Origin of the sequence: Microbacterium sp. NPDC055910 (genome assembly GCF_042271185.1) — a bacterium.
Classification (GTDB): Bacteria; Actinomycetota; Actinomycetes; order Actinomycetales; family Microbacteriaceae; genus Microbacterium.
On record NZ_JBHJZS010000034.1, the window covers coordinates 21,906 to 33,389 of the forward strand.

Annotated in this window: 10 protein-coding genes and 2 tRNA genes; 9 read left to right on the forward strand and 3 right to left on the reverse strand. The window is 65.8% G+C overall.

What is annotated here, in order from left to right:
• Positions 1-4 precede the first annotated feature (4 nt).
• The 3 genes from yidD to rpmH are packed head-to-tail and all read right to left on the reverse strand — an operon-like array spanning position 5 to position 843.
• A complete protein-coding gene (gene yidD / locus ACFC3F_RS12660; protein WP_376130182.1) occupies positions 5-361 on the reverse strand; it encodes a membrane protein insertion efficiency factor YidD in 357 nt (118 codons plus the stop codon).
• Positions 358-696, reverse strand: a complete 339-nt coding sequence (gene rnpA, locus ACFC3F_RS12665) for a ribonuclease P protein component (protein ID WP_376130185.1) — start codon at positions 694-696, stop codon at positions 358-360. The genes yidD and rnpA overlap by 4 nt, the downstream gene beginning before the upstream one ends.
• Before the next feature lie 9 nt (positions 697-705).
• Positions 706-843: a 50S ribosomal protein L34 gene (rpmH, locus tag ACFC3F_RS12670; RefSeq protein WP_043595303.1), complete on the reverse strand. Its 138-nt coding sequence runs from the start codon at positions 841-843 to the stop codon at positions 706-708.
• Between the two features lie 319 nt (positions 844-1,162).
• Here rpmH and dnaA point away from each other — a divergent pair, with 319 nt between their 5' ends.
• The 9 genes from dnaA (at position 1,163) to ACFC3F_RS12715 (ending at position 11,442) form a co-directional block, all read left to right on the forward strand.
• A complete protein-coding gene (gene dnaA, locus ACFC3F_RS12675) occupies positions 1,163-2,587 on the forward strand; it encodes a chromosomal replication initiator protein DnaA (RefSeq protein ID WP_376130190.1) in 1,425 nt (474 codons plus the stop codon).
• A 395-nt stretch (positions 2,588-2,982) separates the two neighbouring features.
• Positions 2,983-4,131, forward strand: coding sequence for a DNA polymerase III subunit beta (gene dnaN, locus ACFC3F_RS12680; RefSeq protein WP_376130211.1), 1,149 nt, complete (start codon positions 2,983-2,985; stop codon positions 4,129-4,131).
• Between the two features lie 186 nt (positions 4,132-4,317).
• Entirely contained in the window at positions 4,318-5,475 is a 1,158-nt protein-coding gene (gene recF, locus ACFC3F_RS12685; RefSeq protein WP_376130193.1) for a DNA replication/repair protein RecF, read from the forward strand.
• The gene (locus ACFC3F_RS12690) at positions 5,468-5,956 is read left to right on the forward strand and encodes a DUF721 domain-containing protein (RefSeq protein WP_376130197.1); all 489 of its coding nucleotides are present in this window, start codon (positions 5,468-5,470) and stop codon (positions 5,954-5,956) included. The genes recF and ACFC3F_RS12690 overlap by 8 nt, the downstream gene beginning before the upstream one ends.
• 122 nt (positions 5,957-6,078) lie before the next feature.
• Entirely contained in the window at positions 6,079-8,118 is a 2,040-nt protein-coding gene (gene gyrB / locus ACFC3F_RS12695) for a DNA topoisomerase (ATP-hydrolyzing) subunit B (protein ID WP_376130200.1), read from the forward strand.
• Between the two features lie 42 nt (positions 8,119-8,160).
• Entirely contained in the window at positions 8,161-10,806 is a 2,646-nt protein-coding gene (gene gyrA, locus ACFC3F_RS12700) for a DNA gyrase subunit A (protein ID WP_376130203.1), read from the forward strand.
• Positions 10,803-11,207, forward strand: a complete 405-nt coding sequence (locus ACFC3F_RS12705) for a DUF3566 domain-containing protein (RefSeq protein ID WP_376130205.1) — start codon at positions 10,803-10,805, stop codon at positions 11,205-11,207. The genes gyrA and ACFC3F_RS12705 overlap by 4 nt, the downstream gene beginning before the upstream one ends.
• A gap of 75 nt (positions 11,208-11,282) precedes the next feature.
• Positions 11,283-11,356, forward strand: a tRNA-Ile gene (locus ACFC3F_RS12710).
• A 13-nt stretch (positions 11,357-11,369) separates the two neighbouring features.
• Positions 11,370-11,442 (forward strand) — tRNA-Ala (locus ACFC3F_RS12715).
• The last annotated feature ends 42 nt before the right edge of the window (positions 11,443-11,484 follow it).

The following is an 11,484-nucleotide window of genomic DNA, read 5'->3' on the forward strand; positions in this document are numbered from 1 at the left end:
CGGATCAATCCTTTCCGGTGGGGACAGGCACGACGAACCCGTGAGGGGTCAGCGCGTGACGAAAGCTCGAATGGGCCGGAACGTCATCGACGCCCCCGACGGCCCACGGGTGGCAACGTGCGAGACGGGCGGCGGTCAGCGCCGCACCCTTGAGCGCACCGTGCTGCTGGACGGCGCCGACGGCATAGGCCGAGCACGACGGATAGTACTTGCAGACGTCGCCGTAGAGGTGCGAGATCGTCGCGCGGTAGCCGTGCAACAGCCCGAGCACGAGGTTGCGCGGAGCAAGCGGGATGGAAGGCAGCAGATCGGATGCCGCCCATCGGGCATCGCCGAGAGCATAGGCCGGAAGGACGCTCATGCTGCCGCCCGACGCGAGAGGCAGCGGACGACCTCGTCGCGCAGCTCACCGAAATCGGCCGTCGCCGCGCTCGGCAGCGCACGGATCACGATCTCGGCACCGGGCCGGACCGACGGCAGCGCTCCGGCACAGACGGCTTTGAGCCGACGGCGGACGGTGTTGCGCACAACGGCGGAGCCGACCTGGCGACTCACGATGAAACCGAAGCGAGCCGCGGAATCATCGGCCGAACCGCCGACGTACGTCACGGTGTGCTCGCCGACGCACCGTCGGCCCCGACGGACGACGGCCTTGTACTCCGCTCCGCGAGTGAGTCGGTTCGGCCTCGCCAGCAACGTGCTGGGTCAGGCGGAGAGCTCGGTGCGGCCCTTGCCGCGACGTGCCGCGAGGATCGCGCGGCCGGCGCGGGTGCGCATGCGGGCACGGAAGCCGTGCTTCTTGGCGCGGCGGCGGTTGTTGGGCTGGAACGTGCGCTTGCTCATGAGATCACTCCGGATGAGGTGGTCCGCGGGCTCCACGTGGATACGTCGAGGGCCGAAGACGACGATGAGGGGACCAGCCCCGAAGGGCATAAGTCAACCGGCTAAGGCTACGTGCATCGTCGTCAGAACTCAAACCGAACCCGGAACGGGTCATTATCCCCATTTCCCGCTCGGACCCTGGCAAAGACACGCCGCTCCTCCCTACAGTGGAGTTTGCTCCCGGGTCGCACCGTGACTAGCGTTGCTCCGGCAGTTATCCACAGGCGGTTCGCGATGAATCCGCGGCATCCGGTGGAATCATCAACACCCCGGGGGGGCTATGTCAGCGCACGAGAATCCAGATGTTCCTGTCTGGTCCGCTGTGCTGGATGTCCTTCGCACCGACGATCGCATCACCCCCCAGCTCGAGGGCTTCCTGAACCTCGCCGTGCCGCAGGGCGTCATGGCCGGCACCCTCTATCTCGATGTGCCCAACGACCTGACCGCGGCACAGTTCACCAAGCGCATGCGCGGTCCCGTGCTCGAGGCGATCGCCACCGCCTCGCCCCAGGGCGAAGTCACGCAGTTCCGCGTCGTCGTCAATCCCGATCTCGTCGATGCCCACCTCACCGTGCCGATCCCGATCCACACCGAGTCGCCGATCGCGTCCGCGCCGGCTCCGCGCTCCCCGATCGAAGACGTGCCGGATGCCGCGCCCGGCGTCACCCGCAGCGACACCCGCCTGAACCCGAAGTACACGTTCGACAGTTTCGTCATCGGGCAGTCCAACCGTTTCGCCCATGCCGCCGCCGTCGCCGTCGCCGAAGCCCCGGCCAAGGCCTACAACCCGCTCTTCATCTACGGTGACTCCGGACTCGGGAAGACGCACCTGCTGCACGCCATCGGCGACTACGCGATCAGCCTCTATGCCGGAATCAAGGTGCGCTACGTCTCGAGCGAAGAGTTCACGAACGATTTCATCAACTCGATCGCGAACAACCGCGGCTCGGCCTTCCAGGCGCGTTACCGCGAGGTCGACATCCTCCTGATCGACGACATCCAGTTCCTGCAGGGCCGCGCCGAGACGCAGGAAGCGTTCTTCCACACGTTCAACACGCTGCACGACCACAACAAGCAGGTCGTGATCACGAGCGATGTGCCGCCGAAGCACCTGACCGGATTCGAAGACCGCATGCGCAGCCGGTTCGAGTGGGGCCTCATCACCGACGTGCAGGCACCCGACCTCGAGACCCGCATCGCGATCCTCCGCAAGAAGGCCCAATCCGAGCGACTGCACATCCCCGACGAAGTGCTCGAGTACATCGCGACCGTCGTCTCATCGAACATCCGCGAGCTCGAGGGAGCGCTCATCCGCGTCTCCGCCTTCGCGAGCCTCAATCGCTCGACCCTCGACATGTCTCTCGCCCAGACCGTGCTGCGCGACATCATCGATCAGGACGACGCCAACGTCATCTCACCGACGGACATCATCACGGCCACCGCGCAGTACTTCAAGCTCACGGTCGACGATCTGTACGGTTCGAGCCGCTCCCAATCCATCGCGACGGCCCGTCAGATCGCGATGTACCTGTGTCGCGAGCGCACGAGCCTGTCTCTTCCCAAGATCGGGCAGCTCTTCGGCAATCGCGATCACACGACCGTGATGTACGCCTACAAGAAGATCAGCGAGCTCATGAAAGAGCGCCGCTCCATCTTCAATCAGGTGTCCGAGATCACGTCGCAGCTCGGTCGCGGCGGACGCTGATCCGTCGGTTTGACATGGGGCTCGCAAGGGCTCATCATGCAGGTTCTGCACATGTGGATAACCTGGGGATAACTTCGCCGGACTGTCGAATTCGTGTGCACGATCGACACAGCGCATGTGGATGAACACCGTCACCGACGAGATGCGCTCCCGCAGTCATCCGCAGCCATTCCACATCTCACACGGATGTAGTTTCCATGTCCCGAAAGGTATCCCCAGAGTTATCCACAGTTTCCACAGCGGTTAACACCATGACAGTGAATGACATAGAGATCCCGGTCCGATCACCTCAAGGGGAAAACTTCGACCGGATCCGATCTCGCCGATGACAGACTCCGGCATGACCAGTCGAGGGCACTAGCATGAGTACTCCCAACAAGATCGAGGGAGCATTCGTGAAGTTCCACGTCAATCGCGATGTGTTCAGCGAGGCCGTGTCGTTCGTCGTCAAGCTCCTGCCGCAGCGCAATCCGCAGCCGATCCTCGCGGGCGTGCTGATCGAAGCGTCCGATGCAGGGCTCTCGCTGTCGGCCTTCGACTACGAAGCATCCGCTCGCACGACGATCGAAGCGACCATCGACGAACCCGGCACGATCCTCGTGCACGGCCGGCTGCTCTCCGAGATCGCCAGCCGTCTGCCCAACGCACCGATCCAGATCGAAGTCGACGACGACGGCATCCTGCTCACGTGCGGCTCCGCGCGATTCACGCTCTCGTCGATGCCGGTGCAGGAATACCCCGCGATCCCCGAAGTCACCGGTGACTCGGGTGTCGTTCCCGGTGAGGACTTCGCGACGGCCATCGCCCAGGTCGCTTTCGCCGCATCGCGCGACGACGTCACCCCCGTGCTCACGGGGGTTCAGCTCGAGGTGTCCGGAACGACATTGAGCCTCGTCGCAACGGACCGCTACCGCGTCGCCCTGCGTGAGATCCCGTGGGACGGCGGCACGACGGCCTCCGATGAACCCGTCACGGCCCTCGTGCCTGCGCGCACCCTCACCGAGGTCGGCAAGACCTTCGCGCACTCCGGTGAGATCCGTGTCGCGTTCTCGGGATCCGGCGATCGCGAGATCATCGCGTTCACGTCGGGCAACAAGACCGTGACGTCGCTGCTCATCAAGGGCAATTTCCCGCCGGTGCGGCGACTTTTCCCGGATGCCACCGAGCATCACGCCGTCGTCAACACCGCCGATCTCGCCGAGGCGGTCCGTCGTGTGTCGCTCGTGCTGGATCGCTCGGCTCCGCTGCGGTTCACCTTCACGACCGACACCGTGTCGATGGATGCGTCGGGCACCGAGCAGGCGCGGGCATCGGAGTCCGTCGATGCCAATCTCGTCGGCGACGAGGTCACCCTCGGACTCAACCCGCAGTACCTGCTCGAGTCGCTCGGCGCCGTGCGCAGCGAGTTCGCGCGCGTGACCTTCACCTCGAGCGACAACGCCAACAAGCTCAGCCCGATCCTCATCACGCCGCAGACCTCGGTCGACAAGTCGGGCGAGGACTCGTTCAAGTACCTGCTGCAGCCGAACCTGCTGCTGCGCTGACTTCGCCCCGCGGTCCGGGAGTTCGCTCACGGACCGGGAGTTCGCTCACGGCCCGGGAGTTCGCCCGCGGTCCCTGAGTTCATCGAAGGGTCGCGGTTGCGGACGACCCTTCGGCAGGCTCAGGGACCGAGTCGATCCCACCGTGGAGGCGAGGAGCCTGTCAGGGGCCGTCGTTAGGCTGGCGGAGTGATCGTGGAACAGCTCAACCTCGTCGACTTCCGCAACTATGCGGCCGCCGACGTCGCGCTCGTGCCCGGTCCCAACGTTTTCGTCGGGCGCAACGGTCAGGGAAAGACGAACCTCGCCGAAGCGATCGCGTTCTTGGCCACGCTCGGCTCCCACCGCGTGTCGAACGACGCCCCCATGGTGCGAGACGGTGCGGATGCCGCGATCGTTCGCGCCCGCTTGGCTCACGGTGAGCGCAGCGTGCTGCTCGAAGTGCAGATCAATCGGCAGGGCGCGAACAAGGCGCGGGTCAACGGTGCATCCGTCAAGCCCACCGAACTCCCGCGGTACGCGCAGGTCGTGCTGTTCGCCCCCGAAGACCTGCAGATCGTGCGTGGTGACCCCTCATCGCGGCGGCGCTTCGCCGATCAGCTGCTCGTGCAGCGCTCGCCCCGCATGGCCGGTGTCCTCTCCGACTACGAGCGAGTGCTCAAGCAGCGCACCGCGCTGCTGAAATCCGCGCGTGCCCGCGGCATCCGAGGTGACGCACTGTCGACGCTCGAAGTGTGGGACGACAAACTCGTCACGCTCGGGGCAGAGGTCATCCGCGCCCGAAGAGACCTCGCCGAAGATCTCCGCGGTCCGCTCATCGCGGCATACACGGCCATCGCCGGGGCCGATCACCGCCCCGAGGTGGTGTGGGCGCTGTCGATCGGCGGCGGAGATCCTGAAGAGGGCATCGACGCCGCGGCATCCGATGATCCGGCTCGCGCACTCGAGGACCAGTTCCGGGTCGCCCTCGCTGCGAAGCGCGCGACCGAGCTCGAGCGCGGCCTGACTCTCGTGGGACCGCACCGCGACGACCTGCTGCTGCGGCTGCGCGGACTTCCGGTCAAGGGCTACGCCTCGCACGGGGAGTCGTGGTCGATCGCCCTCGCGCTGAGACTGGCGTCGGCCGAACTGCTGCGCGCCGAATCGCGACTCGGCGACCCCGTGCTGATCCTCGACGACGTCTTCGCCGAGCTGGATGCGGATCGGCGTGCCCGGCTCGCCGCGCTCGTCGGAGACTTCGAGCAGGTCGTCGTGACGGCCGCCGTCGATGCCGATGTGCCCTCCGCGCTGCGTGCGCGGGTCGTGCGTGTCGAGGCGGGCAGGATCCTGGAGACGACCGATGTCTGAGCCGGTCGAGGTTCCCGAGACGGTCGCCACCTACCTGCGGCTTCGCGGACTCGAGCCTTCTGCCCGCACGTTCCGGCGCAAGAAGCGCCGCTCGGGCGACGACGAGCACGAGCCGTTCACGCCCGGCCGCGACCCGCACGGTCTCGGTGACGTGCTCTCGGCCATGACGCGTGAGGCCGGATGGGACTCGCAGCTGGCGCGCGAAGACGTCGTGCGCGCGTGGGATGAAGTGGCCGGCGCCGACACGGCTCGTCACACCCGGCCTGTCGCCTTTCAAGAGGGCACGCTCACGGTCCAGGCCGATTCCACGGCGTGGGCGAAGCAGCTTCAGCTCATGCGCTCGCACATCCTCTCCGAGATCGTGCGCAGGTTCCCCGAGGCCCGTGTCACTGCCATCCGCTTCTTGGGGCCGGACGTCCCCTCGTGGAAATGGGGCCCGAGAGCCATTCCAGGCCGCGGTCCGCGCGATACCTACGGCTGAGCCATGCCGATAGGTGGCTGATCCGTTTTCATCGCGCCAGACGGGCGCAGAACGGGCGGCGACGGCTCGAAGACGATAGACTGACGGGTGCCCTCGCCATCGATCTGGAGTGCTTGAACCCAATGACGTCTGAGAATCCCGAACGCGCAGTGGAAACGACCGGATCAGAAGCGCGCGGCGGGGTCGCCGGAGAGTACGGCGCAGATGAGATCCAGGTTCTCGAGGGCCTCGAGGCGGTGCGCAAGCGCCCCGGCATGTACATCGGCTCGACGGGACCGCGCGGCCTGCACCACCTCGTCTACGAGATCGTCGACAACTCGGTCGATGAGGCGCTCGCCGGTCACTGCGACACGATCACGATCACGATCCTCCCCGACGGGGCGGTGCGTGTCGTCGACAACGGTCGCGGCATCCCCGTGGACATGCACCGCACCGAAGGCAAGTCCACCGTCGAGGTCGTCCTCACGGTGCTGCACGCCGGCGGAAAGTTCGGCGGCGGCGGGTACGCCGTCTCGGGTGGTCTGCACGGCGTCGGATCGTCGGTCGTGAACGCGCTGTCGACACGACTCGACGTCGAGGTGAGGCGCCAGGGCTACGTGTGGCGGCAGTCCTTCGAGGGCGGCGGCATTCCGCAGGCACCGCTGGAACGCGGCGAAGAGAGCACGGAGACGGGCACGACGATCACGTTCTGGCCCGACGACACGATCTTCGAGACGACCGACTTCGAGTACGAAACGCTGCGCACCCGGTTCCAGCAGATGGCGTTCCTCAACAAGGGTCTGCGCATCGATCTGCGCGACGAGCGTCCGTCCTCGGCCTACGAGGAGGAGACGGAGCCGGGCGAGGTCGTGCTGCAGCAGCCCAACGACAGCTTCCTCTACGAGCGCGGACTCGTCGACTACGTCGAATACCTCAACCACGTGCGCAAGGCCGAGCACGTCAACGACGACATCATCGCCTTCGAGTCCGAGGACGGCAATCGCAAGATCGCCCTCGAAGTCGCGATGCAGTGGACGACGAGCTACACCGAGAACGTCTTCACGTACGCCAACACGATCAACACGCACGAGGGCGGCACTCACGAAGAGGGCTTCCGCGCGGCGCTCACGACGCTCGTGAACAAGTACGCCCGCGCGCAGAACCTGCTCAAAGAGAAGGATGAGAACCTCTCGGGCGACGACGTGCGCGAAGGGCTGACGGCCGTCATCTCGATCAAGCTGTCCGAGCCCCAGTTCGAAGGCCAGACCAAGACCAAGCTCGGCAACACCGAAGCCAAGGCCTTCGTGCAGAAGGTCGTCGGCGATCAGCTCGGCGACTGGTTCGGCCGCAACCCCGTGCAGGCGAAGAACGTCGTGCGCAAGGCGATCGATGCGGCGTCGGCCCGGATGGCGGCGCGCAAGGCGCGAGAGACGGCGCGACGCAAGAGCGTCTTCGAGTCGGCGGCGATGCCCGACAAGCTCAAGGACTGCTCGAGCAAGGACCCGTCGATCAGTGAGATCTTTCTCGTCGAGGGAGACTCCGCCGGCGGCTCGGCCGTGCAGGGGCGCGACCCGCACACGCAGGCGATCCTCGCGCTGCGCGGAAAGATCCTCAACGTCGAGCGTGCGCGCCTCGACCGGGCGCTGGGCAACAGAGAAGTCCAAGCCATGATCCAGGCCTTCGGCACGGGCATCGGCGAGGACTTCGACATCGAGAAGGCGCGCTACCACAAGATCGTGCTGATGGCCGATGCCGACGTCGACGGCCAGCACATCACGACGCTGCTGCTGACGATGCTCTTCCGCTACATGCGCGGGCTCATCGAAGCCGGGTTCGTCTACCTCGCTCAGCCGCCGCTGTACCGCATCAAGTGGTCGAACCAGCCGCACGAGTACGTCTTCAGCGACCGGGAGCGTGACGCCCTTCTCGCCGACGGAATCGCTCTGGGCAAACGCATCCCCAAGGACAATGCGATCCAGCGGTACAAGGGTCTGGGCGAGATGAACGCCAAGGAACTGTGGGAGACCACGATGGACCCGACGACTCGCACGCTCAAGCAGGTGACGATCGACGACGCGGCCGCGGCCGACGAGATCTTCACGATCCTGATGGGCGAAGACGTCGAATCGCGCCGCGGATTCATCCAGCGCAACGCCAAGGACGTCCGCTTCCTCGATATCTGACCCTGCACCAGGCTCAGCGACCCGTTCACAGAGAAGACGAGAATGACTGACGATACTTCGACAGGCGCAGCATCCGAGCGCCCCGTGCCGGTGCACGACCACGGCAAGATCGACCAGGTCGATCTGCAGTCCGAGATGCAGCGCAGCTACCTCGACTATGCGATGAGCGTCATCGTCGGGCGCGCGCTGCCCGACGTCCGCGACGGACTCAAGCCCGTGCACCGCCGTGTGATCTACGGCATGTACGACGGCGGTTTCCGGCCTGACCGCTCGTTCTCGAAGTGCGCGCGCGTCGTCGGCGAGGTGATGGGTCAGTACCACCCGCACGGTGACTCGCCGATCTACGACGCACTCGTGCGTCTCGTGCAGCCGTGGTCGCTGCGCTATCCGCTCGCGCTCGGGCAGGGCAACTTCGGATCGCCGGGCAACCAGGGCGCCGCGGCGCCGCGGTACACCGAGACGAAGATGGCTCCGCTCGCGCTCGAGATGGTGCGCGACATCGAAGAAGACACCGTCGATTTCCAGGACAACTACGACGGTCAGACGCAGGAACCCACCGTCCTCCCGGCGCGGTTCCCGAACCTGCTGGTGAACGGCTCGGTCGGCATCGCGGTCGGTATGGCGACGAACATCCCGCCGCACAATCTGCGCGAGGTGTCCTCCGGTGCGCTGTGGGCGCTGGAGAATCCGGATGCCACGCGCGAAGAGCTGCTCGAAGCGCTCATGGAGCGCATCCCGGGCCCCGACTTCCCGACGGCGGCGCAGATCCTCGGCACGCGCGGCATCAAGGAGGCGTACCGCACGGGCCGCGGGTCGATCACGATGCGGGCCGTCGTCTCGATCGAAGAGCTCCAGGGGCGCACGTGCCTCGTCATCACCGAGCTGCCCTACCAGGTCAACCCCGACAACGTCGCGATCAAGATCAGCGATCTCGCGCGCGAGGGCAAGATCACGGGAATCGCCGACATCCGCGACGAGACGTCCGATCGCACGGGGCAGCGCCTCGTCATCGTGCTCAAGCGCGACGCCGTGGCGAAGGTCGTGCTCAACAATCTGTACAAGCACACGCAGCTGCAGGACAACTTCGGTGCGAACATGCTCGCGATCGTCGACGGCGTGCCGCGCACCCTGCCGCTCGACGGGTTCATCTCGCACTGGATCGATCACCAGATCGAAGTCATCGTGCGCCGCACGACGTTCCGCCTGGCCAAGGCCGAGCGTCGCATGCACATCCTGCTCGGATACCTGAAGGCGCTCGACGCCCTCGACGAGGTCATCGCCCTCATCCGTCGCTCGCCCACGGTCGACGAGGCGCGCGAGGGCCTGAAGTCGCTGCTTGACATCGACGACGACCAGGCGCAGGCGATCCTCGAGATGCAGCTGCGACGCCTGGCAGCGCTCGAGCGTCAGAAGATCATCGACGAGGCGAACGAGCTCGAACTGCAGATCGCCGACTTCAAGGACATCCTCGCGACGCCGGCCCGCCAGCGCACGATCGTGCACGAGGAGCTCACCGACATCGTCGCCAAGTTCGGCGACGATCGGCGCACCGAGATCCTGCACGGATTCGACGGCGACATGTCGATCGAAGACCTCATCCCCGAAGAGGAGATGGTCGTCACCGTCACGCGCGACGGATACGTCAAGCGCACGCGCAGCGACAACTATCGCTCGCAGCACCGGGGCGGCAAGGGCGTCAAGGGCGCGCAGCTGCGCGCCGACGACGTCGTCGAGCACTTCTTCGTCACGACGACGCACCACTGGCTGCTGTTCTTCACGACGAAGGGCCGGGTCTACCGCGCCAAGACGTACGAGATCGCCGAGGCCGGCCGCGACGCGAAGGGCCAGCACGTCGCGAACCTGCTCGCGCTCCAGCCGGGTGAGGAGATCGCGCAGATCCTCGACATCCGCGACTACCAGGTCGCCACGTACCTCGTCCTGGCGACGCGGGGCGGGCTGGTGAAGAAGACGCGCCTGGAGGAGTACGACACGAACCGTCAGGGCGGGATCATCGCGATCAAGCTGCGTTCCGACGGTTCGGACGACATCGACGACGACGACGAAGATGACACGGTTCCGACGACGAACGGATCCGACGAGCTCGTCAGCGCTCTGCTCGTCGACGAAGGCGACGACATCCTGCTGATCAGCCGGCACGGCATGTCGCTGCGATTCTCGGCGACCGACGAGGCGCTGCGTCCGATGGGACGCTCCACGTCGGGCGTCAAGGGAATGTCATTCCGCGAGGGCGATTCCCTGCTGTCGGCGTCGGTCGCCGCCGACGACGGATTCGTGTTCGTCGTGACCGAGGGCGGCTACGCCAAGCGCACCGCGGTCGACCAGTATCGCGTGCAGGGTCGTGGCGGGCTGGGCATCAAGGTGGCCAAGCTCAACGACGATCGCGGCGATCTCGCGGGCGGTCTCATCGTCTCGGAGGACGACGAAGTCTTGGTGGTTCTTGCCAGCGGCAAGGTGGTACGCTCTGCCGTGGCCGAGGTCCCCGCCAAGGGCCGCGACACGATGGGTGTCGTGTTCGCCCGCTCCGCCGCCGACGATCGCATCCTCGCGATCGCACGGAATGGTGAACGGGGTCTGGCCGACGACGCCGAGGCAGCCGAGCCGGCGAACGAATCCGCCGACGATCCCGCTGTCTCGCCTGAGATCCCCGAAGAGAGTACTGACGCATGAGCACGGTAGCCGACAAGCTCGCGAAGAAGTCCAGCCGCAAGACCAGCGCGAAGCAGGTGCGCCTGCGGCTCGTGTACGTCGACTTCTGGTCGGCGGTCAAGCTGTCGTTCCTGGCGGCGATCGCGATCGCCGTCGTGACGGTCGTGTCGTTCGTGCTGATCTTCCTCGTCGTGCAGACGACGGGCCTCATCGACCGGGCCGACGAGTTCTTCGCGGGCTTCTCGGACGGCAGCTTCCTGCTGTCGACGTTCGTGAGCCTGCCGCAGGTTCTCGCCTTCTCGGCGATCGTGGCGATCCTCAATCTCGTCGTGGTCACGGTGCTCGGTGCCGTGTTCGCCGGGATCTACAATCTCGCCGTCAAGGTGACGGGCGGACTCCTCGTCGGCTTCACGTCGAACTGAGGGTCCGTCGATTCGTGAAAACGGCACGGTTCCGGTAACCTCTTGGAGGTTGACCGTGCATCACGAGTCACGATCGGGGCTATAGCTCAGGCGGTTAGAGCGCTTCACTGATAATGAAGAGGTCCCAGGTTCAAGTCCTGGTAGCCCCACACACAAAGCCCCGGGGCCTTAGCTCAGTTGGTAGAGCGCCTGCTTTGCAAGCAGGATGTCAGGAGTTCGAATCTCCTAGGCTCCACAAGATGCGAGAAGGACCGTCCCGAAAGGGGCGGTCCTTCTC

Coding starts and splice junctions, on each gene's coding strand:
- yidD (WP_376130182.1), bottom strand. CDS start 361: ATGAGCGTCCTTCCGGCCTATGCTCTCGGCGATGCCCGATGGGCGGCA.
- rpmH (WP_043595303.1), bottom strand. CDS start 843: ATGAGCAAGCGCACGTTCCAGCCCAACAACCGCCGCCGCGCCAAGAAG.
- dnaA (WP_376130190.1), top strand. CDS start 1,163: ATGTCAGCGCACGAGAATCCAGATGTTCCTGTCTGGTCCGCTGTGCTG.
- ACFC3F_RS12690 (WP_376130197.1), top strand. CDS start 5,468: ATGTCTGAGCCGGTCGAGGTTCCCGAGACGGTCGCCACCTACCTGCGG.
- gyrB (WP_376130200.1), top strand. CDS start 6,079: ATGACGTCTGAGAATCCCGAACGCGCAGTGGAAACGACCGGATCAGAA.
- gyrA (WP_376130203.1), top strand. CDS start 8,161: ATGACTGACGATACTTCGACAGGCGCAGCATCCGAGCGCCCCGTGCCG.
- ACFC3F_RS12705 (WP_376130205.1), top strand. CDS start 10,803: ATGAGCACGGTAGCCGACAAGCTCGCGAAGAAGTCCAGCCGCAAGACC.